Here is an 18,826-nt window from a genome sequence, read left to right as displayed (position 1 = left end):
AGTCAATGAATAACGATCACTTCTTTGTGATGCCATCCATGATTTTGAAGACCTGCTCCGTCACCGTGTCGATGTCGGCCATGCCGTCCACTGGATACAGGCGGCCCTCGGCTTCATAATACGGCAGGATAGGCGCTGTCTGCTCCCGATAGGCCGCCAGCCGGGCCGCCACGGTCTCGCGCCGGTCATCCTCACGGCGGACGAAATAATGCCCACCGCAGACGTCGCAGATGCCTTCGACCTTCGGCTTCTTGAACAGGTCGTTATATCCGGCCCCGCAGGTCCCGCAGGTAAAGCGGCCCGCGATCCGGTCCGCCAGCGCGTTTTCGTCGACCCCGAGAAACAGCACGACGTCGATTCGCGCCCCGCGCCGCTTGAGCATCGAATCCAGAGCCGCCGCCTGCCCCGCCGTCCGGGGGAATCCATCCAAGATGAATCCCTTGGCACAATCGGGCTGCGCGATCCGCGATTCGAGCATCGCGATGATCACGTCATCGGGAACAAGCTGTCCCGAGTCCATCAGCGCCTTCGCCTCCTTCCCGATCGGAGTCCCTGCCGCGACCTCGGCCCGCAGCATGTCTCCGGTCGAGATCTGGGCGATCCCGTAGCGTGCCTCCAGCCGCTTGGACTGGGTTCCCTTGCCGGCCCCCGGGGGGCCAAGAAATATGACGTTCACCGCCCTCTGCCTTTCCCACGCGCCCGCCGCATCAGCCCCTGGTACTGGTGAGCCACCAGGTGGGACTGGATCTGCGTCACGGTGTCGATGGTCACCGACACGATGATGATCAAGCTGGTCCCGCCGAAATAGAACGGCACGTTATAGTGACTGATCAGGACCTGCGGCAGCAGACACACCGCCACCAGATAGGCAGCGCCGATGGTCGTCAGCCGCGTCAGGATCCGATCGAAATAGGCCGCCGTGTTCGCACCCGGCCGGATGCCCGGAATGAAGCCGCCCTGCTTGCGCAGATTATCGGCCGTCTCCTGCGGATTGAACGTCACAGCCGCATAGAAATACGAAAAGAAGACGATCATGGCCGCATAGAACAGCATGTAGAGCGGCTGCCCCTGCCCCAGCTCCTGCCCGAGGAACGAAAGCCACCCAGGCATCGACGCACTGTTCATGAAGCCCGCGATCGTCACGGGAATCAGCAGCACCGAAGACGCGAAGATCGGCGGAATTACGCCGGCGGTATTCACTTTCAGCGGCATATGTGTCGAGTCGCCGCCGTAGATGCGCTGGCCGACCTGCCGCTTGGGATACTGGATCACCACCCGGCGCTGCGCCTGCTCCATGAAGACGATGAAGGCGATGGTCACCGCCGCCAGCACCAGGAAAACCAGCACGAAGAACGGCGACAGCGCGCCCGTGTAGCCAAGCTGGAACAGGCTGGCCAACGCATGCGGCAGGTTGGCGACGATACCGGCGAAGATGATCAGCGAAATGCCGTTGCCCACCCCGCGCGAAGTGATCTGCTCACCCAGCCACATCAGGAACATCGTGCCGCCCAGCAGCGTCACCACGCAGGAGACGATGAAGAACATGCCCGGCGCGATCACCGCCGAACCGGCGGCGCTGTGCATGTTCTCAAGCCCCACGGCGATGCCATAGGCCTGAAACAGCGCGATCAGCACGGTCAGGTAGCGGGTATATTCGTTCAGCTTGCGCCGCCCCTGCTCGCCTTCCTTCTTCAGGTTTTCAAGCGAGGGAATCGCCGAGGACATCAGCTGCACGATGATCGAGGCGCTGATATACGGCATGATGTTCAGGGCGAAGACGGTCATACGACCGAGCGCACCGCCGGTGAACATGTCGAACATTCCCAGAATGCCGCCCTGGTGCTGCGCCAGAAGCTGGCCCATGACCGTCGCGTCGACGCCGGGAACCGGAATATAAGTCCCCAGACGGTAGACGATCAGCGCCCCCAGGGTGAACCAGATTCGTTTCTTCAGCTCCGTCGCGTTGGCGAAAGAGCTGAAATTCAGATTGGCAGCCAGCTGCTCGGCCGCGGAGGCCATGCGCCCGTCCCTTTCAACAACAACAGCGTCACCGCACGAAACGGGACGCTGTCATGACACATCTGCAAAGAGTGTAAGGCGTCGCCTTGCGTCAGCGCAAGAGACAACGCCGGCGGAGCACATCCGTAAGACCTGACTGGAAATGTGGGCTGGAAAACGGGAACGCCGCAAAGCGACACGTCCGTCATGATATTTCCGGGCATCGGGGCGAAGCGGCCTGGAAAGCCGCCCTTCGCGAAGCATGGGAAATGCACGGCGGGTCGCTCCCGGCACGCACTTCCGGTCAAGTCCCAAGGATGGGGCCGGTCCGGGATGGAATGGCGGGCACGCCATCCCGGAACCGTCGTCAAGCCGAGGCCGCGGCCTCGTCCTGCGCACCGGCGACCCGAACGGTCCCACCGGCCTTCTCGACCGCCGCGATCGCGGTGGCGGAAGCGCCGGAGACCTCGATGGTCACCGCGCGGGTGAGTTCGCCCTTCGCCAGCAGGCGGACACCGGCAAACTTGCCGGAGCCGACCAGACCGACCGCGCGCAGCACATCCTCGGTCACGGTCGCGCCGGCATCGATCTTGCCGGCTTCGATCGCCTGATCCAGCGAACCCAGATTCACCGGAGCGAAGACCTTACGGAAGATGTTCTTGAAGCCACGCTTCGGCAGACGGCGATACAGCGGCAGCTGACCACCCTCGAAGCCGTTGAGGGACACGCCCTCACGCGCCTTCTGGCCCTTCACGCCCTTACCCGACGTCTTGCCCTTGCCGGACCCGATGCCGCGACCCAGACGCTTCTTGCGATAACGCGAGCCCGCGTTATCGCGCAGTTCGTTGAGGTTCATCTCAATCCTCCACCTTCACGAGGTGGGCCACCTTGGTGATCATGCCGCGAACCGAAGGTGTGTCCTCCAGTTCCCGCGTGCGGCCGATCTTGTTCAGGCCCAGCCCGACCAGCGTCGCCTGCTGGCCCGGCTTGCGGCCGTTGCCCGACGCCACCTGCGTGACGCGGACGGTCTTGCCTTCAGACATCGGCGCTCACCTCCGCGGCCCCGGCCACCTCACGGCGACCTAGGATGTCGGAAACCTTCTTGCCCCGACGGTTGGCAACCGAACGCGGGCTGGCGCAACGCTCCAGCGCATCGAAGGTCGCCTTGACCATGTTATGCGGGTTCCGGGTTCCGAGCGACTTGGCCACCACGTCGTTGATGCCCAGGCTCTCGAACACGGCGCGCATCGGACCACCGGCGATGATACCCGTGCCGGCGTCAGCCGACCGCAGCACCACCTTGCCGGCACCGAAATGACCGGCCACGTCATGATGGAGGGTACGGCCCTCCTTCATCGGGACGCGGATCATCGCGCGCTTGGCGCGCTCGGTCGCCTTGCGGATCGCCTCGGGGACCTCGCGGGCCTTGCCGGCGCCGTAGCCGACACGACCCTTCTGGTCACCAACCACGACCAGCGCGGCAAAGGCGAAGCGACGGCCGCCCTTGACGACCTTCGCCACACGGTTGATCGTGACCAGCTTGTCGACGAGATCGTCGCCTTCGCGGTCACGCTCGCGGCCACCCCGGCCGCCTTCTCTCGGTTCACGTGCCATTGCGTGCCCCTTTCCTCAGAAGGCGAGACCACCCTCGCGGGCAGCCTCCGCCAGGGCCTTGATACGCCCATGATACAGATACGAACCGCGGTCGAAGACCACCAGCGTCACGCCGGCCGCGACCGCACGCTCGGCAACCAGCTTGCCAACCGCGACCGCCGCATCGGCGTCGGCACCGGTCTTCAGCTGCTCGCGCAGCGCCTTGTCCAGGCTCGAAGCGGCGGCAAGGGTACGCCCGGCGGCATCGTCGATGACCTGGGCGTAGATGTTCTTGCCTGACCGGAACACCGACAGGCGCGGACGCCCGCCGCCCTTGCGGCGAAGCTGGAAGCGCAGACGCTGACGCCGACGCTCCCGCAGATCCTGCTGCGTGCTCATTACTTCTTCTTGCCTTCCTTGCGACGGATGGTCTCGGTGTCGTAGCGGACACCCTTGCCCTTGTACGGCTCGGGCTTGCGGAAGCTGCGGATATCCAGCGCAACCTGACCGACCCGCTGCTTGTCCATGCCCTCGACCACGATGGCGGTCGGACGCGGCGTCGAGATCTTGATGCCCGGCGGAATCGCATAGACGATGTCATGCGAATAGCCGAGGTTCATGACCAGGTTGCTGCCCTGCACGGCTGCGCGATAGCCGGTGCCGGTCACTTCCAGGGTCTTGGAGAAGCCTTCGGACACGCCCTTGACCATGCTGGCCACCAGCGAGCGCGTCGTGCCCCACATCATCCGGGCCTGTGCCTGGGTGCCGACCGGACGAACCGCGACCTTGTTGTCGGCGATCTCGGTTTCGACATGATGCGACAGGGGCAGCTTCAGCTCGCCCAGCTTGCCCTTGGCCACGAACACGCCATCGACGATCGAAACCTGGACGCCCGACGGAACATCGACGGGATATTTGCCTACACGCGACATGTATCCCTCCTCAGAACACGCGGCAGAGGACCTCGCCGCCAACATTGGCAGCGCGGGCTTCCGCATCGGACAGGACGCCACGCGGCGTCGACAGGATCGACACGCCGAGGCCGGCATAGACCCGCGGCAGTTCCTTGATCTTCGAGTAGACCCGGCGGCCCGGCTTGGACACGCGGTGGATCTCCTTGATGACCGGCTCGCCATCCAGGTATTTCAGCTCGATGCGCAGCTGGGCAATGCCCTTGCGCACCTCTTCCTGGGCGTAGCCACGAATGTAGCCCTCGCGGCGCAGGGCCTCGAGAACATTGGCGCGCAGCTTGGAAGCCGGCGCGACACAGGCCGCATGACGCGCGCGCTGCGCGTTGCGGATCCGGGTGAGCATATCACCCAACGGATCAGAAAGTGACATCGTTCCCTGCCCTTACCAGCTCGACTTGACCATGCCAGGGATCTGGCCACTGGAAGCCAGATCGCGCAGGGCGATACGGCAGAGTTCGAACTTCCTGTAATTGGCGCGCGAACGCCCGGTCAGCTTGCACCGCAGACGCACGCGGACGCGCGAACCATTGCGGGGAAGCTCTGCGAGTTTCATAGTTGCCTCAAACCTGTCCTCGACCGGAAGTGTCCGGTCCATGACAATGTTCTTGAGCGCAATCCGCTTAGCCTTGTCCCGGCTTGCCATGCGCTGACGCTTGGCATTCCGGTTAACGGCGGAGATCTTGGCCATGCCTTGTTCTACCCTCCGGAACCTGTCGGGCCATCCCGACGGTTTTCCAAACAACGTGTCTAATAGGTCTTCTGACCTCTGGGCGGAAGCCCCAATCGCTGCAATTAAGCAGCGAAGGGCAGATCAAACGCCTTCAGAAGAGCCTTCGCTTCCGCATCCGTCTTCGCACTGGTGACGAAGATGATGTCCATGCCACGGATATCGTCGACCTTGTCGTACTCGATTTCCGGGAACACGATCTGTTCCTTCATGCCCATGGCGAAATTGCCATGGCCGTCGAACCCCTTGTTGCCGGGCAGGCCGCGGAAATCACGGACGCGCGGCAGCGTGATGGTCACGAGACGGTCGAGGAACTCGTACATCTGGGCACGGCGCAGGGTGACCTTGCAGCCGATCGGCAGACCGGCGCGGATCTTGAAGCCGGCGATCGCCTTCTTGGCGACCGTCTTGACCGGCTTCTGCCCGGCGATCAGCGTCAGCTCAGCAACGGCGGCGTCCAGCTTCTTCTGGTCGCCCGCGGCCTCGCCAACACCCATGTTGATGACGATCTTCTCGAGATGCGGAACCTGCATCACGTTCTTGTAGCCGAACTCTTCGCGCAGCTTCGCACGCAGTTCGTCCTGATAACGCTTCTGCAGACGCGGCACCGAGCGAGTGGCTTGTACTTCAGACATCCGCGCCTCCTCAGCCTTCGATGACTTCGCCGGTCGCCTTGGCGACGCGGACCTTGCGGCCATCTTCCAGAACACGGAAACCGACGCGCGTCGGCTTGCCGCTCTTGGGATCGACCAGCTTCAGGTTCGACAGGTGGATCGGCATCTCCTTCTCGATGATGCCTCCCTGCTCACCCATGCGGTTCGGACGCGTGTGACGCTTGGCCACAGCCGCGCCGCGCACCACGGCCTTGTTGTCACCGGGCAGGACCGAAAGCACCTCGCCCCGGACGCCCTTGGAGGAGCCGGTGGTGACGACGACCTGGTCGCCCTTCCTGATACGCGCGGCCATTACAGCACCTCCGGCGCCAGCGAGATGATCTTCATGAACTTGCGCGCACGCAGCTCACGGACAACCGGTCCAAAGATGCGGGTGCCGATCGGCTCCTGCTGCTTGTTGATCAGGACGGCCGCGTTCCGGTCAAAGCGGATGGCACTGCCATCGGGACGACGTACCGGGTAGGAAGTGCGCACGATCACCGCCTGGTGAACATCGCCCTTCTTGACCTTGCCGCGCGGGATCGCTTCCTTGACGGACACGACGATCACGTCGCCGACCGAGGCAGTCTTCCGCTTGGAACCGCCCAGCACCTTGATGCACTGCACCTGACGCGCGCCCGAATTATCGGCGACGTCCAGGTTGGTCTCGGGATGGATCATAACCTATGCCCTTCTTACGCCTGCGCGCCGGACTCGACGCCGGCGGCGCCCAGCGGGGCACCGTTACGGACGATCACGGTCCAGGTCTTGCGCTTGGAGATCGGCTTGCACTCTTCAATGCGCACCGTGTCGCCAACCTTGCACTCGTTCTGCTCATCATGCGCCGCATACTTCTTCGAGCGGCGGATGAACTTCTTATACAGCGGGTGGATGACGCGACGATCGACAAGGACGGTCACCGTCTTGTCCATCTTGTCGCTGGTCACCCGTCCGCTCAGGACGCGCCTCGGCATCGCCCGTCTCCCTTCAGGACTTCGCGGCCGACGCGTCCGCGCCGGCTGCACTCTTCTTCAACGCCTCGGACGCGATCGTCTTCAGACGGGCGATCTCACGACGCACCGTACGAACACGCGCCTGTCCTTCATTCTGGCCGGTCGCGCGCTGGAACCGCAGGTTGAACTGCTCGCGCTTCAGGTCAATGAGAAGCGCCTCCAGTTCTTCCGCGGTCTTGGCACGCAGATCGGCCGGCTTCGTTGCCTTTGCCATATCTCACGCCTCTCCGATGCGGGTCACGAACTTGGTCTTGATCGGCAGCTTCGCAGCGCCCAGCGCCAGCGCTTCACGCGCCAGTTCCGGCGAAACGCCTTCGATCTCGAACAGGATACGACCCGGTTTCACACGGGCCACCCAATATTCCGGCGACCCCTTGCCGGAGCCCATACGCACTTCGGCGGGCTTTGTCGAGACCGGAAGATCGGGGAAAATCCGAATCCAGACGCGACCGGCGCGCTTCATCGCGCGGGTGATAGCCCGGCGGGAGGCCTCGATCTGCCGGGCGGTGACCCGCTCCGGCTCTAGGGCCTTCAGGCCGAACGCACCAAAATTCAGTGTCGTTCCGCCCTTCGCCAGCCCATGAATGCGGCCCTTGTGGGCCTTGCGGTACTTTGTCCGCTTGGGAGAAAGCATTGTTCTAAATCCTCACGCGCCGCCTGGCGCCGTTCTAGATCCTTAGGTCCCGCGTCTTAGCGCTGCGGGGCCTGCTCGGCGGCGCGACGATCCTGCGCCAGCGGGTCCTGGGCGAGGATCTCACCCTTGAAGATCCAGACCTTCACACCGCAGGTGCCATAGGTGGTCTTCGCCGTGGCCACGCCATAATCGATGTCCGCGCGCAGCGTGTGCAACGGCACCCGCCCTTCGCGATACCACTCGATACGCGCGATCTCGGCCCCGCCCAGACGGCCGGAGCAGTTGATCCGGATACCCTGAGCGCCCAGACGCATCGCCGACTGCACGGCGCGCTTCATGGCGCGGCGGAAGGCCACGCGGCGCTCCAGCTGCTGGGCAATGTTCTCGGCCACCAGCGTCGCGTCGATCTCGGGCTTGCGGATCTCGACGATGTTCAGCGCAACGTCGGTCTTCGCCATACGGGTCAGATCCTTGCGCAGGACGTCGATATCCTGGCCCTTCTTGCCGATCACGACACCCGGACGGGCGGCATAGATCGTCACGCGTGGCTTCTTCGCCGGACGCTCGATCACAACGCGCGACACGCCGGCGCCCGACAGCTTGCGTCGCAGGTGCGAACGCAGCTTCAGATCGTCATGCAGCAGGCGCGAATAGTCCGCGCCGGCATACCAGCGGCTGTCCCAGGTGCGGTTGATGCCGAGCCGCAGCCCGATCGGATTGACTTTATGTCCCATGGATCAGGCCGCCTTCTGCTCGGTTGTCTCAGCCTCGGCCGAACGCTCGGCCACGACGATCTTCAGATGGCTGAAGAACTTCTCGATCCGCGAAGAACGACCACGGCCACGCGCATGGAAGCGGCGCATGACAATCGACTTGCCAACCTCGGCGCGCACGACCACCAGCTGGTCGACGTCCAGCTGATGATTGTTCTCGGCGTTTGCGATCGCGCTCTGCAGGGTCTTCTTGACATCCTGCGCGATACGACGCTTCGAGAACGTCAGCGTCGCCACGGCCTGCGCCGCCGGCTTGTTGCGAATCAGCGCCGCGACCAGGTTCAGCTTGCGCGGGCTCACGCGGATGTTCCGCGTGACGGCCTGCGCCTCGGTTTCCGCGAGCGTGCGCGGATGCTTCGGCTTGCTCATATCAGCCCCGCTTCGCCTTCTTGTCCGAGGAATGCCCCGTGAAGGTCCGCGTCGGCGAGAACTCGCCGAACTTATGCCCCACCATGTTTTCCGACACCTGCACGGGCAGAAACTTGTGCCCGTTATAGACGCCGAACGTCAGACCGACGAACTGCGGCAGGATTGTCGAGCGACGCGACCAGATCTTGATCACTTCGTTACGGCCCGACGCGCGCGACGCATCGGCTTTGTTCAGCAGATACCCGTCCACGAACGGGCCCTTCCAGACGGAACGTGCCATCTTCTTTGCCCCTTACTTACCGGTCTTCCGGCGACGGATAATCAGACTGTCCGTACGCTTGTTAACCCTGGTCTTGTAACCTTTGGTCGGCTTGCCCCACGGCGTGACCGGATGACGGCCGCCCGAGGTGCGGCCTTCGCCACCACCATGCGGATGGTCGACCGGGTTCATCACGACGCCGCGGTTATGCGGACGACGACCCAGCCAGCGGCCGCGACCGGCCTTGCCCATGTGCTGGTTCATGTTGTCCGGGTTGGACACCGCGCCGACCGTCGCCATGCACTCGCCGCGCACGACGCGCAGCTCGCCCGACTGCAGCTTGATCTGCGCATAGCCGGCATCCTTGCCGACCAGCTGCGCATAGGTCCCGGCCGAACGGGCCAGCTTGCCGCCGGCGCCAGGCTTCAGCTCAAGATTATGCACGATCGTGCCGACCGGAATGGCCGAGAGCGGCATCGCGTTGCCCGGCTTGATGTCGACTCGCGCGCCGGCAACGACCTGATCGCCCACCTTCAGGCGCTGCGGCGCCAGGATGTAGGCCAACTCGCCGTCCTCGTACTTCACCAGCGCGATGAAGGCGGTGCGGTTCGGGTCGTATTCCAGACGCTCGACCGTACCGACCACATCGAACTTGCGCCGCTTGAAGTCGACGAAGCGATAGGACTGCTTGTGGCCGCCACCGATGAAGCGCGAGGTGATGCGCCCATGGTTGTTGCGTCCGCCGGACTTGTTCTTGCCTTCGGTCAGCGCCTTGACAGGCTTGCCCTTCCACAGCTCCTTGCGGTCGATCAGGACCGTGTTGCGCAGGCTGGGGGTGACCGGATTAAAGTGCTTCAGTGCCATGTCTTGCTACCCCGCGTCAGACCAGCTTCGCGGTCAGGTCGATGGACTGACCCTCGGCAAGCTGCACAAACGCCTTCTTCACATCGGAACGCTGGCCCGGGCGACCCTTGAAGCGCTTCGTCTTGCCCTTCTGGACAAGCGTGTTCACGCCCAGGACCTTCACGCCGAACAGCCCCTCGACCGCGACCTTGATCTCCGGCTTCGTGGCGTCGATCGCGACCTTGAAGACCACCTGGTTCTTCTCGGACAGCGCGGTCGCCTTCTCGGTGATCAGCGGCGCACGGACGATGTCATACATCGTCTCACGCGACATGCGCTCCGCCTTCTTGCGGATTGCGAGCACGTTGGTCATGCTAGGCGCTCCTTCAGGCCTTCGACGCCGGCGCGGGTGATCGCGAGCACGTCGTGGTTGAGGATGTCGTAGACGTTCGCGCCAACCGTGGGCAGCACGTCGATCTTCGGCAGGTTGCGGGTGGCGCGACCGAAATTCTCCTCGACCGTCGCATCGACGATCAGGGCGGACTTCCAGCCCAGCGCCTGGACCTTGGCGGCCAGTTCAGCCGTGCGGCCCGACGACGTGGCGGCGTCCAGCACCACCAGCTTGCCTTCGGCGGCCTTCTGGGACAGCGCGGAAATCAGGCCCAGACGACGCACCTTCTTAGGCAGGTCATAGCCATGATCGCGCACGACCGGCCCATGCACGGCACCACCGGTGCGGTACTGCGGCGCACGCAGCGAGCCCTGACGCGCGCTACCCGTGCCCTTCTGGCGGTACGGCTTCTTGGTCGTGCCGGAGACTTCGCCCATCCCCTTGACCTTGTGCGTGCCGGCGCGGCGCTTGGCCAGCTGCCAGTGCACCACACGCGCCATGATATCCGCCCGCGGCGTCACCCCGAAAATCTCGTCCGGAAGCACGGCCGTACCGGCGCTCCCGTTGTCGAGGGTTTTGATCTCGTAATCCATTGCCCTCTATCCTCAGCCCGCAGCCTCAACCAGGGCCGCCGGATACGGCGCCTCGGCATGACGGGCTTTCTTGATCGCATCACGAACCAGCACCAGCTCGTTCTTGGCGCCGGGCACGGAGCCGCGGACCAGGAGCAGGTTCTTCTCGGCATCCACCGCCGCCACCTCAAGGTTGAGGGTGGTCACGCGCTCGGAGCCCAGGTGCCCGGCCATCTTCTTGTTCTTGAAGGTCTTGCCCGGATCTTGGCGGTTACCCGTCGAACCATGCGAACGATGGCTGATGGACACGCCGTGCGAAGCTTCGAGACCCGCGAAATTCCAGCGCTTCATGGCGCCGGCGAAGCCCTTGCCCTTGCTGGTGGCCGTCACGTCGATCTTCTGCCCCACCACGAAATGGGCGGCAGAGAGAGTGGCGCCTGCTTCCAGCACGGCATCTTCCGCAACGCGGAATTCAACCAGCTTCTTCTTGGGTTCGACCTTCACGCGGGCAAAATGGCCGCGGTTCGGCTTGGAGACGTTCTTCACCTTGGCGTTGCCGAGCCCGAGCTGCACGGCGGTATAGCCGTCGCGTTCCTGGGTGCGGACATCCACCACCTGCACATTGTCGATATGCAGGACAGTGACGGGCACATGGGTGCCGTCTTCCTTAAACAGCCGGGTCATGCCCAGCTTCTTTGCGATCAATCCGGTGCGCATCGTCTGGACCTTAAAGTTTAATCTCGACATCCACGCCGGCGGCGAGGTCGAGCTTCATGAGTGCGTCCACGGTCTGCGGGGTCGGCTCGACAATGTCGAGCAGCCGGCGATGAGTCCGAATTTCGAACTGTTCGCGGCTTTTCTTGTCCACATGGGGAGAGCGGTTAACGGTGAATTTTTCGATATGCGTCGGCAGCGGGATAGGACCCCGAACCCGCGCACCCGTACGCTTCGCCGTATTGACGATCTCTTTGGTGCTGTTATCGAGCACCCGATGATCGTACGCCTTCAGGCGAATGCGGATGTTCTGGTTGTCCATCGTCTATTCAGTCCAACTTCAATGGTTCGGGGGAACCCGAGCCGCCAAAGGAGACCCCGGCCGGATTACTCCGGCCGGGGCGCCTCCAGTTCTGGTTACAAACCCGATCAGGCCGTGATCGAGGCCACCACGCCGGCGCCGACGGTGCGGCCACCTTCGCGGATGGCGAAACGCAGACCTTCGTCCATCGCGATCGGGGCGATCAGCTCGACATCCATCGCGACGTTGTCGCCCGGCATAACCATTTCCGTGCCCTCGGGCAGGTGAACGACACCCGTCACGTCGGTGGTGCGGAAATAGAACTGCGGGCGATAGTTGGTGAAGAACGGCGTGTGACGGCCACCCTCTTCCTTCGTGAGGATGTACGCCTCGGCCTTGAACTTCGTGTGCGGGGTGATCGAACCCGGCTTGGCCAGAACCTGACCACGCTCGACGTCTTCACGCTTCGTGCCACGGACCAGCGCACCGATATTGTCACCGGCCTCGCCGCGATCCAGCAGCTTGCGGAACATTTCGACGCCCGTCACCGTCGTCTTCTGCGTCGCACGCAGACCGACGATTTCGATTTCGTCGCCGACGTTCACGACGCCACGCTCGACACGGCCGGTCACCACGGTGCCGCGGCCCGAGATCGAGAACACGTCTTCGATCGGCATCAGGAACGGACGGTCAATCGGACGCTCCGGCTGCGGGATGTAGGCGTCAACGGCGTCCATCAGGTCGCGCACCCGGTTCTCACCGACTTCCGGATCCCCATCTTCCAGGGTGACCAGAGCCGAACCCTTGACGATGGGGATATCGTCGCCCGGGAACTGGTAGGCCGACAGAAGCTCGCGCACTTCCATCTCGACCAGCTCCAGCAGCTCCGGATCGTCGACCTGGTCAACCTTGTTCAGGAACACGACCAGTGCCGGAACGCCGACCTGGCGCGCCAGCAGGATGTGCTCGCGGGTCTGCGGCATCGGGCCGTCGGCGGCCGAAACCACCAGGATGGCGCCGTCCATCTGCGCCGCACCGGTGATCATGTTCTTCACGTAGTCGGCGTGGCCGGGGCAGTCGACGTGCGCATAGTGGCGCGCGGCGGTCTCGTACTCGACATGGGCGGTCGAGATCGTGATACCACGGGCGCGCTCTTCCGGCGCCGCATCGATCTGGTCGTACGCCTTGAAGATCGCACCACCGGTCTTCGCCAGCGTCTTGGTGATCGCGGCGGTCAGCGACGTCTTGCCATGGTCGACATGACCGATCGTGCCGATATTGCAGTGCGGCTTCGTCCGCTCGAATTTAGCCTTTGCCATCGTCTATCTCCGTTACCTCGGCCCTCGGGCCGGGAGTCGGGTTGAAATGTTCCTAACCGGAAGCGTGCCGGTCTTTAGACCGGAGCAGCGCCTCTTACCAGCGGTAATGACTGAACGCCTTGTTGGCCTCGGCCATGCGATGCGTGTCTTCACGCTTCTTCACGGCGGACCCGCGATTGTTCACCGCGTCCAGAAGCTCGTTGGACAGACGCTCCTGCATGGTGTTCTCGCCACGCTTGCGCGAGGCGTCGATCAGCCAGCGGATCGCCAGAGCCTGACGACGCTCCGTGCGCACTTCGACGGGCACCTGGTAGGTGGCACCACCGACGCGACGCGAACGGACCTCGACGGCCGGCTTCACGTTGTCCAGCGCGCTGTGGAACATCACAACCGGATCGGCAGCTGCGCCACCACGGCGACGCAACACCTCAAGCGCACCATAGACGATGCCTTCGGCGGTGGATTTCTTGCCGTCATACATAAGCGCATTCATGAAGCGCGTGATGACGACATCACCAAATTTCGGATCGGGAAGAATCTCGCGCTTCACGGCGCGATGACGGCGACTCATGCCTGGTTATTCCTTTTACTTCGGACGCTTCGCGCCATAGAGCGAGCGACGCTGACGACGCTTGGCGATACCCTGGGTATCCAGAACGCCACGCAGGATGTGGTAACGCACGCCCGGAAGATCCTTGACGCGGCCACCACGGATCAGGACCACACTATGCTCCTGCAGGTTGTGGCCTTCACCGGGGATGTAGCTGACGACCTCATAGCCGTTCGTCAGACGCACCTTCGCAACCTTACGCAGAGCCGAGTTCGGCTTCTTCGGTGTGGTTGTGTAGACGCGGGTGCAGACACCGCGCTTCTGCGGGCAACCCTGCAGAGCAGGCACCTTATTGCGCTTGGCTGCGGGCTCGCGGCCTTTGGCGATCAGCTGGTTGATGGTCGGCATACGCCTTTCCCGATCCTTACAAATTTCGGCCGGCCAACCGCGTCTTAGGTTGCCGACTGTCGTTCACAACAAAATCCCACCGAATGAGGATCATTCGCCTGGGCATCATATTTACATCCGGCCTTGGCGACCCTCTCGGATCACGGCGCCGCATGCCTGCATGCTGCATTCGACGGCCAACGACGTCATACAAGACGGGGCTAGCCGAGGGCGCGGAACCTACGAAGCCCCTGCCCTTGAGTCAAGTGTTACCTCGGGATTCGCGGCCGATTCCCGCCGAATTATCTCGTCGGGCCGGCGATGGCGGGCATGCAGTTACGGCAGGCCCGCCGTCGCGCCATCATCGCGCATCCCGATCGTGCCAATCATCCGATTCGGCACGATCCGGTCGGCCATCAGATACAGGAGCACGCTCCTATATGAAAGGGGCCGGGTGTTGCCACCCGGCCCCTTCATCACTGCGCATCTTCACAGCTGCGCCAGACGCCCCCAGAGAGGCGCCCAGCCAGACGCCGCTCAGCCGGCCTTGGTGACCACCGGACGGCCCTGCGCCAGGCGCTGGCGGTCCTGCCCCGCCGCGATCGCCCGCAGCTTGTTCATCACGCTGCCCGTGCCCGCCGGGATCAGGCGCCCGACGATCACGTTTTCCTTCAGGCCATTCAGCGTGTCGCGCTTGCCGGCCGTCGCTGCCTCGGTCAGGACACGAGTCGTCTCCTGGAACGAAGCCGCCGAGATGAAGGACTGGGTCTGCAGCGAGGCCTTGGTGATGCCCTGGAGCACAGGCATGGCCGCGGCCGGGCGCTCGCCCATGTTCAGGCGCTTCGTGTTCTCGGTCTCGAACTCGATCCGGTCCACCGTCTCGCCGACCAGATAGGTCGTGTCGCCGGGCTCGAGGATCTCGACCTTCTGCAGCATCTGGCGAACGATCACCTCGATGTGCTTGTCGTTGATCTTCACGCCCTGCAGTCGATAGACGTCCTGGATCTCGTTCACCAGATAGTCCGACAGCGCCTCGACACCCAGAACCTTCAGAATGTCATGCGGCACGCGCGGACCGTCGACCAGCGGATCGCCCACGCGGACGAAATCACCTTCCTGGACCGAGACATGCTTGCCCTTCGGGATCAGGTAGTCCGTCTCTTCGCCCGTCTCGTCGTTCTTCACGATGATCCGGCGCTTGGCCTTGTAATCCTTGCCGAACTCGACGCGACCGTCGGTCTCGGAAATGATCGCATGGTCCTTCGGACGCCGTGCCTCGAACAGTTCGGCGACGCGGGGCAGACCACCCGTGATGTCACGGGTCTTCGAGCCTTCGCGCGGGATACGGGCCAGCACGTCACCGGCGCTGACCTGCGCGCCGTTCTCGACCGACAGCAGCGAATCGGGCGAGAGGAAGTAGCGGGCGTCGTTGCCATTGGACAGCTTGATGACGTGACCGTTCGCATCCTTCAGCTGCAGGCGCGGACGCAGATCCACACCCTTGGCCGCCTGCTTGTAGTCGACGACCACCTTCGAGGTCAGGCCCGTCACCTCGTCCATCCGCTCGACGAGCGTGATGGAGTCGATCAGGTCCAGATACTCGACCGTTCCCGACTGCTCGGTGATGATCGGCAGGGTGTACGGGTCCCATTCGGCCAGCTTCTGGGCGCGCGTGACCGCCGCGCCCTCGTCCACCAGCAGGCGCGCGCCGTAAGGCACGCGGAAGCGGGCACGCTCGACCCCCTTCTCGTCCGTCAGCACGATCTCGCAGTTACGCGACATCACGATCGGCACGTTCTGGCTGTTATGGACGACGTTGCGGTTGTTGATCGTCACATGCCCGTCACGCGACGCCTCGACCATCGACTGCTCGGCACCACGCTGCGCCGCACCGCCGATATGGAAGGTACGCATGGTCAGCTGGGTGCCCGGCTCGCCGATAGACTGGGCGGCGATCACGCCGACCGCCTCGCCGATATTGACCGGCGTGCCGCGCGCCAGGTCGCGGCCGTAACACAGGCCGCAGACGCCGACCCGGCTCTCGCAGGTCAGGACCGAGCGGATCAGCATGCTTTCCACGCCCGCCTTCTCGATCTTCTCGGCCAGGGCCTCGTCGATCAGCAGGTCGCGCTTGACCAGCACGTCGCCCGTGGCCGGGTCCAGCACATCGGCCGCGACCGTGCGGCCCAGGATCCGCTCGGACAGGGACGAGACGACCTCGCCGCCATCCATCACGGCGCGCACCGTCAGGCCGCGCTCGGAGGCGCAATCTTCCTCGACGATGATGCAATCCTGCGCCACGTCGACCAGACGACGCGTCAGATAGCCGGAGTTCGCGGTCTTCAGCGCGGTGTCCGCCAGGCCCTTGCGGGCGCCGTGGGTCGAAGTGAAATAATCGAGAACCGACAGGCCTTCCTTGAAGTTGGCGATGATCGGCTGCTCGATGATCTCGCCCGACGGCTTGGCCATCAGGCCGCGCATACCGGCCAGCTGCTTCATCTGCGCCGGCGACCCACGGGCACCGGAGTGGCTCATCATCCACACCGAGTTCGTGACCTTGCCGACCTCCTGGCGCGAGATCTCCTTCATCATTGCGGCCTGCACCTCGTCGGTGCAGCGCGACCAGGCGTCGACCACCTTGTTGTAGCGCTCGCCAGCGGTGATCAGACCGTCCTGATACTGCTGCTCGAACTCCTTCACCTCGGTGGCGGTCCGCTCGACCAGGCCCTTCTTCTCGTTCGGGATGATCATGTCATCCTTGCCGAACGAGATGCCGGCCTTCGCCGCGTGGCGGAAGCCCAGCCCCATCATCCGGTCGCAGAAGATCACCGCTTCCTTCTGGCCGCAGTGGCGATAGACCGCGTCGATCACGTCCGACACGTTCTTCTTCGTCAGCTGCTTGTTGATCAGCGAGAAGGGAATCGCGGCATGGCGCGGTAGGATCTGCGCGATCAGCATGCGGCCCGGCGTGGTGATGACGGTCTGGCGCGCCGGCTTGCCGTCGGCATCGACCGTCTCGAAACGCGCCACGATCTTGTCATGCAGCTTGATGGCGCCGGCCGACAGGGCGTACTCGACCTCGCCGACCGTGGCGAAGGACGACGCGCCCTGCACCGTGATCCGGCCTTCGGCATCATATTCGTTGCGGTCGGGCGTGACGAGGAATTCGGGCGTCTCGAGGCTGAGATAGTACAGCCCCAGCACGATGTCCTGCGACGGCACGATGATCGGCTTGCCGTTGGCGGGGCTGAGGATGTTGTTGGTCGACATCATCAGCACGCGCGCTTCCAGCTGCGCCTCAAGGCTCAGCGGGACGTGCACGGCCATCTGGTCGCCGTCGAAATCCGCGTTGAAGGCGGTGCAGACCAGCGGATGAAGCTGGATCGCCTTGCCTTCGATCAGCACCGGCTCGAACGCCTGGATGCCCAGGCGATGCAGCGTCGGCGCGCGGTTCAGCATCACCGGATGCTCGCGGATCACCTCTTCGAGGATGTCCCACACCTCGGGACGCTCCTTCTCCACCATCCGCTTTGCGGCCTTGATGGTGGTGGCGTGACCGTATTTTTCGAGCTTCGAGTAGATGAACGGCTTGAACAGCTCCAGCGCCATCTTCTTGGGCAGGCCGCACTGATGCAGCTTCAGTTCCGGCCCGACCACGATCACCGAACGGCCCGAATAATCGACGCGCTTGCCCAGCAGGTTCTGGCGGAAGCGGCCCTGCTTGCCCTTCAGCATATCGGACAGCGACTTCAGCGGCCGCTTGTTGGCGCCCGTGATCGCACGTCCGCGACGGCCGTTGTCGAACAGCGCATCGACCGATTCCTGCAGCATGCGCTTTTCGTTGCGGACGATGATGTCCGGCGCGCGCAGCTCGATCAACCGCTTCAGGCGGTTGTTACGGTTGATGACGCGGCGGTACAGGTCGTTCAGGTCAGACGTGGCGAAGCGGCCGCCATCCAGCGGGACCAGCGGACGCAGTTCCGGCGGGATGACCGGGATCAGGTCCATGATCATCCATTCGGGGCGCGAATCGCTGTCGGCGAACGCCTCGATCAGCTTCAGCCGCTTGACCAGCTTCTTGCGCTTGGCCTCGGACGTCGTGTCCTTCAGCTCCTGGCGCAGCCGGTCCTTGTCGGCGCGGCAGTCGATTCGCTCCAGGACCTTCTTGATGGCCTCGGCGCCGATTCCGACCTCGATTCCTTCCTCGCCATGCTCGTCCATGACGTCGAGATACTGGTCTTCAGTCAGCAGGCTGTACTGCTTCAGCGGCGAGGTGCCGGGCTCCAGCACCACGTAGCTTTCGAAATACAGGATCTTTTCCAGATCCTTCAGTGTCATGTCGACCATCAGGCCGATACGGCTGGGCAGCGACTTCAGGAACCAGATATGCGCGACCGGGCTGGCCAGCTCGATATGGCCCATCCGCTCGCGGCGTACCTTGGCCAACGTGACCTCAACGCCGCACTTCTCGCAGATGATGCCGCGGAACTTCATGCGCTTGTACTTGCCGCACAGGCACTCGTAGTCCTTGATCGGCCCGAAGATGCGCGCGCAGAACAGGCCGTCGCGCTCGGGCTTGAAGGTCCGGTAGTTGATGGTCTCGGGCTTCTTGATCTCGCCGTACGACCAGGACCGGATCTGCTCGGACGAGGCGAGCTGGATCTTGATCTGATCGAAGACCGTGGTCTGGCCAGTCTGGCCCAGGATCTTCATGAGTTCGTTCATGCGCCGCAAACCCCCTGGGGGAAATGAATGGCTG

27 protein-coding genes are annotated in these 18,826 nt (G+C 63.7%); all 27 read right to left on the bottom strand.

Annotation, left to right across the window (positions count from 1 at the left end):
• Nucleotides 1-16: 16 nt before the first annotated feature.
• On the bottom strand, nt 17-676 hold the full coding sequence (locus HLH29_RS09400) for an adenylate kinase (protein ID WP_182966074.1): 660 nt from the start codon (nt 674-676) through the stop codon (nt 17-19).
• Entirely contained in the window at nt 673-2,019 is a 1,347-nt protein-coding gene (gene secY / locus HLH29_RS09395; RefSeq protein WP_182949550.1) for a preprotein translocase subunit SecY, read from the bottom strand. The genes HLH29_RS09400 and secY overlap by 4 nt, the downstream gene beginning before the upstream one ends.
• A gap of 346 nt (nt 2,020-2,365) precedes the next feature.
• Nucleotides 2,366-2,854 carry a 50S ribosomal protein L15 gene (gene rplO / locus HLH29_RS09390; RefSeq protein WP_182966073.1) on the bottom strand — a complete coding sequence of 163 codons (489 nt, stop codon included), beginning with the start codon at nt 2,852-2,854 and terminating at the stop codon, nt 2,366-2,368.
• A 1-nt stretch (nt 2,855) separates the two neighbouring features.
• Nucleotides 2,856-3,041 carry a 50S ribosomal protein L30 gene (gene rpmD, locus HLH29_RS09385; protein ID WP_114727505.1) on the bottom strand — a complete coding sequence of 62 codons (186 nt, stop codon included), beginning with the start codon at nt 3,039-3,041 and terminating at the stop codon, nt 2,856-2,858.
• Nucleotides 3,034-3,612, bottom strand: coding sequence for a 30S ribosomal protein S5 (rpsE, locus tag HLH29_RS09380; RefSeq protein WP_182949553.1), 579 nt, complete (start codon nt 3,610-3,612; stop codon nt 3,034-3,036). Before rpsE ends, rpmD begins: the two co-directional genes overlap by 8 nt.
• Nucleotides 3,613-3,627: 15 nt before the next feature.
• Nucleotides 3,628-3,990, bottom strand: coding sequence for a 50S ribosomal protein L18 (rplR, locus tag HLH29_RS09375; RefSeq protein ID WP_182966071.1), 363 nt, complete (start codon nt 3,988-3,990; stop codon nt 3,628-3,630).
• Nucleotides 3,990-4,523 carry a 50S ribosomal protein L6 gene (rplF, locus tag HLH29_RS09370; RefSeq protein WP_182966069.1) on the bottom strand — a complete coding sequence of 178 codons (534 nt, stop codon included), beginning with the start codon at nt 4,521-4,523 and terminating at the stop codon, nt 3,990-3,992. The genes rplR and rplF overlap by 1 nt, the downstream gene beginning before the upstream one ends.
• A gap of 10 nt (nt 4,524-4,533) precedes the next feature.
• Nucleotides 4,534-4,932, bottom strand: a complete 399-nt coding sequence (gene rpsH, locus HLH29_RS09365; RefSeq protein WP_182949557.1) for a 30S ribosomal protein S8 — start codon at nt 4,930-4,932, stop codon at nt 4,534-4,536.
• 12 nt (nt 4,933-4,944) lie between these two features.
• A complete protein-coding gene (rpsN, locus tag HLH29_RS09360; RefSeq protein ID WP_182966067.1) occupies nt 4,945-5,250 on the bottom strand; it encodes a 30S ribosomal protein S14 in 306 nt (101 codons plus the stop codon).
• 104 nt (nt 5,251-5,354) lie between these two features.
• A complete protein-coding gene (gene rplE / locus HLH29_RS09355) occupies nt 5,355-5,924 on the bottom strand; it encodes a 50S ribosomal protein L5 (RefSeq protein WP_182966065.1) in 570 nt (189 codons plus the stop codon).
• Nucleotides 5,925-5,934: 10 nt separating this feature from the next.
• Nucleotides 5,935-6,255 (bottom strand): 50S ribosomal protein L24, encoded by a 321-nt coding sequence (rplX, locus tag HLH29_RS09350; protein ID WP_182966062.1) that lies wholly within the window; start codon nt 6,253-6,255, stop codon nt 5,935-5,937.
• Nucleotides 6,255-6,623 (bottom strand): 50S ribosomal protein L14, encoded by a 369-nt coding sequence (gene rplN, locus HLH29_RS09345; RefSeq protein WP_042059420.1) that lies wholly within the window; start codon nt 6,621-6,623, stop codon nt 6,255-6,257. Before rplN ends, rplX begins: the two co-directional genes overlap by 1 nt.
• 14 nt (nt 6,624-6,637) lie before the next feature.
• Complete coding sequence (rpsQ, locus tag HLH29_RS09340) at nt 6,638-6,916, bottom strand: 30S ribosomal protein S17 (RefSeq protein ID WP_182966061.1); 279 nt, start codon at nt 6,914-6,916, stop codon at nt 6,638-6,640.
• Nucleotides 6,917-6,929: 13 nt separating this feature from the next.
• On the bottom strand, nt 6,930-7,169 hold the full coding sequence (rpmC, locus tag HLH29_RS09335) for a 50S ribosomal protein L29 (protein ID WP_182966059.1): 240 nt from the start codon (nt 7,167-7,169) through the stop codon (nt 6,930-6,932).
• Between the two features lie 3 nt (nt 7,170-7,172).
• The gene (gene rplP / locus HLH29_RS09330; RefSeq protein WP_114727495.1) at nt 7,173-7,589 is read right to left on the bottom strand and encodes a 50S ribosomal protein L16; all 417 of its coding nucleotides are present in this window, start codon (nt 7,587-7,589) and stop codon (nt 7,173-7,175) included.
• Between the two features lie 56 nt (nt 7,590-7,645).
• On the bottom strand, nt 7,646-8,323 hold the full coding sequence (gene rpsC, locus HLH29_RS09325) for a 30S ribosomal protein S3 (protein WP_182966057.1): 678 nt from the start codon (nt 8,321-8,323) through the stop codon (nt 7,646-7,648).
• A 3-nt stretch (nt 8,324-8,326) separates the two neighbouring features.
• The gene (rplV, locus tag HLH29_RS09320) at nt 8,327-8,731 is read right to left on the bottom strand and encodes a 50S ribosomal protein L22 (RefSeq protein WP_114727493.1); all 405 of its coding nucleotides are present in this window, start codon (nt 8,729-8,731) and stop codon (nt 8,327-8,329) included.
• Nucleotide 8,732: 1 nt separating this feature from the next.
• A complete protein-coding gene (gene rpsS / locus HLH29_RS09315) occupies nt 8,733-9,011 on the bottom strand; it encodes a 30S ribosomal protein S19 (protein WP_007399623.1) in 279 nt (92 codons plus the stop codon).
• A 12-nt stretch (nt 9,012-9,023) separates the two neighbouring features.
• Nucleotides 9,024-9,854, bottom strand: a complete 831-nt coding sequence (gene rplB / locus HLH29_RS09310) for a 50S ribosomal protein L2 (RefSeq protein ID WP_182966055.1) — start codon at nt 9,852-9,854, stop codon at nt 9,024-9,026.
• A 16-nt stretch (nt 9,855-9,870) separates the two neighbouring features.
• On the bottom strand, nt 9,871-10,167 hold the full coding sequence (locus tag HLH29_RS09305; protein ID WP_174787951.1) for a 50S ribosomal protein L23: 297 nt from the start codon (nt 10,165-10,167) through the stop codon (nt 9,871-9,873).
• 35 nt (nt 10,168-10,202) lie between these two features.
• Nucleotides 10,203-10,817, bottom strand: coding sequence for a 50S ribosomal protein L4 (gene rplD, locus HLH29_RS09300; protein ID WP_182966053.1), 615 nt, complete (start codon nt 10,815-10,817; stop codon nt 10,203-10,205).
• A 12-nt stretch (nt 10,818-10,829) separates the two neighbouring features.
• Nucleotides 10,830-11,513, bottom strand: a complete 684-nt coding sequence (rplC, locus tag HLH29_RS09295) for a 50S ribosomal protein L3 (RefSeq protein WP_114727489.1) — start codon at nt 11,511-11,513, stop codon at nt 10,830-10,832.
• A 10-nt stretch (nt 11,514-11,523) separates the two neighbouring features.
• The gene (rpsJ, locus tag HLH29_RS09290) at nt 11,524-11,832 is read right to left on the bottom strand and encodes a 30S ribosomal protein S10 (protein WP_012227960.1); all 309 of its coding nucleotides are present in this window, start codon (nt 11,830-11,832) and stop codon (nt 11,524-11,526) included.
• A gap of 107 nt (nt 11,833-11,939) precedes the next feature.
• Entirely contained in the window at nt 11,940-13,130 is a 1,191-nt protein-coding gene (tuf, locus tag HLH29_RS09285; RefSeq protein WP_182966051.1) for an elongation factor Tu, read from the bottom strand.
• Between the two features lie 94 nt (nt 13,131-13,224).
• Nucleotides 13,225-13,701 carry a 30S ribosomal protein S7 gene (gene rpsG / locus HLH29_RS09280; protein ID WP_182949575.1) on the bottom strand — a complete coding sequence of 159 codons (477 nt, stop codon included), beginning with the start codon at nt 13,699-13,701 and terminating at the stop codon, nt 13,225-13,227.
• Nucleotides 13,702-13,716: 15 nt separating this feature from the next.
• Entirely contained in the window at nt 13,717-14,088 is a 372-nt protein-coding gene (gene rpsL / locus HLH29_RS09275; protein WP_003621118.1) for a 30S ribosomal protein S12, read from the bottom strand.
• Nucleotides 14,089-14,604: 516 nt separating this feature from the next.
• A complete protein-coding gene (rpoC, locus tag HLH29_RS09270; RefSeq protein WP_182966049.1) occupies nt 14,605-18,792 on the bottom strand; it encodes a DNA-directed RNA polymerase subunit beta' in 4,188 nt (1,395 codons plus the stop codon).
• Nucleotides 18,793-18,826 lie beyond the last annotated feature (34 nt).

It is taken from the genome of Gluconacetobacter tumulicola, assembly GCF_014174215.1.
In the GTDB taxonomy this organism is placed as follows: Bacteria; Pseudomonadota; Alphaproteobacteria; order Acetobacterales; family Acetobacteraceae; genus Gluconacetobacter; species Gluconacetobacter tumulicola.
This window is presented reverse-complemented; position numbering and strand designations above follow the sequence as displayed.

Coding starts and splice junctions, on each gene's coding strand:
- secY (WP_182949550.1), bottom strand. CDS start 2,019: ATGGCCTCCGCGGCCGAGCAGCTGGCTGCCAATCTGAATTTCAGCTCT.
- rplO (WP_182966073.1), bottom strand. CDS start 2,854: ATGAACCTCAACGAACTGCGCGATAACGCGGGCTCGCGTTATCGCAAG.
- rpmD (WP_114727505.1), bottom strand. CDS start 3,041: ATGTCTGAAGGCAAGACCGTCCGCGTCACGCAGGTGGCGTCGGGCAAC.
- rpsE (WP_182949553.1), bottom strand. CDS start 3,612: ATGGCACGTGAACCGAGAGAAGGCGGCCGGGGTGGCCGCGAGCGTGAC.
- rplR (WP_182966071.1), bottom strand. CDS start 3,990: ATGAGCACGCAGCAGGATCTGCGGGAGCGTCGGCGTCAGCGTCTGCGC.
- rplF (WP_182966069.1), bottom strand. CDS start 4,523: ATGTCGCGTGTAGGCAAATATCCCGTCGATGTTCCGTCGGGCGTCCAG.
- rpsH (WP_182949557.1), bottom strand. CDS start 4,932: ATGTCACTTTCTGATCCGTTGGGTGATATGCTCACCCGGATCCGCAAC.
- rpsN (WP_182966067.1), bottom strand. CDS start 5,250: ATGGCCAAGATCTCCGCCGTTAACCGGAATGCCAAGCGTCAGCGCATG.
- rplE (WP_182966065.1), bottom strand. CDS start 5,924: ATGTCTGAAGTACAAGCCACTCGCTCGGTGCCGCGTCTGCAGAAGCGT.
- rplX (WP_182966062.1), bottom strand. CDS start 6,255: ATGGCCGCGCGTATCAGGAAGGGCGACCAGGTCGTCGTCACCACCGGC.
- rplN (WP_042059420.1), bottom strand. CDS start 6,623: ATGATCCATCCCGAGACCAACCTGGACGTCGCCGATAATTCGGGCGCG.
- rpsQ (WP_182966061.1), bottom strand. CDS start 6,916: ATGCCGAGGCGCGTCCTGAGCGGACGGGTGACCAGCGACAAGATGGAC.
- rpmC (WP_182966059.1), bottom strand. CDS start 7,169: ATGGCAAAGGCAACGAAGCCGGCCGATCTGCGTGCCAAGACCGCGGAA.
- rplP (WP_114727495.1), bottom strand. CDS start 7,589: ATGCTTTCTCCCAAGCGGACAAAGTACCGCAAGGCCCACAAGGGCCGC.
- rpsC (WP_182966057.1), bottom strand. CDS start 8,323: ATGGGACATAAAGTCAATCCGATCGGGCTGCGGCTCGGCATCAACCGC.
- rplV (WP_114727493.1), bottom strand. CDS start 8,731: ATGAGCAAGCCGAAGCATCCGCGCACGCTCGCGGAAACCGAGGCGCAG.
- rpsS (WP_007399623.1), bottom strand. CDS start 9,011: ATGGCACGTTCCGTCTGGAAGGGCCCGTTCGTGGACGGGTATCTGCTG.
- rplB (WP_182966055.1), bottom strand. CDS start 9,854: ATGGCACTGAAGCACTTTAATCCGGTCACCCCCAGCCTGCGCAACACG.
- HLH29_RS09305 (WP_174787951.1), bottom strand. CDS start 10,167: ATGTCGCGTGAGACGATGTATGACATCGTCCGTGCGCCGCTGATCACC.
- rplD (WP_182966053.1), bottom strand. CDS start 10,817: ATGGATTACGAGATCAAAACCCTCGACAACGGGAGCGCCGGTACGGCC.
- rplC (WP_114727489.1), bottom strand. CDS start 11,513: ATGCGCACCGGATTGATCGCAAAGAAGCTGGGCATGACCCGGCTGTTT.
- rpsJ (WP_012227960.1), bottom strand. CDS start 11,832: ATGGACAACCAGAACATCCGCATTCGCCTGAAGGCGTACGATCATCGG.
- tuf (WP_182966051.1), bottom strand. CDS start 13,130: ATGGCAAAGGCTAAATTCGAGCGGACGAAGCCGCACTGCAATATCGGC.
- rpsG (WP_182949575.1), bottom strand. CDS start 13,701: ATGAGTCGCCGTCATCGCGCCGTGAAGCGCGAGATTCTTCCCGATCCG.
- rpsL (WP_003621118.1), bottom strand. CDS start 14,088: ATGCCGACCATCAACCAGCTGATCGCCAAAGGCCGCGAGCCCGCAGCC.
- rpoC (WP_182966049.1), bottom strand. CDS start 18,792: ATGAACGAACTCATGAAGATCCTGGGCCAGACTGGCCAGACCACGGTC.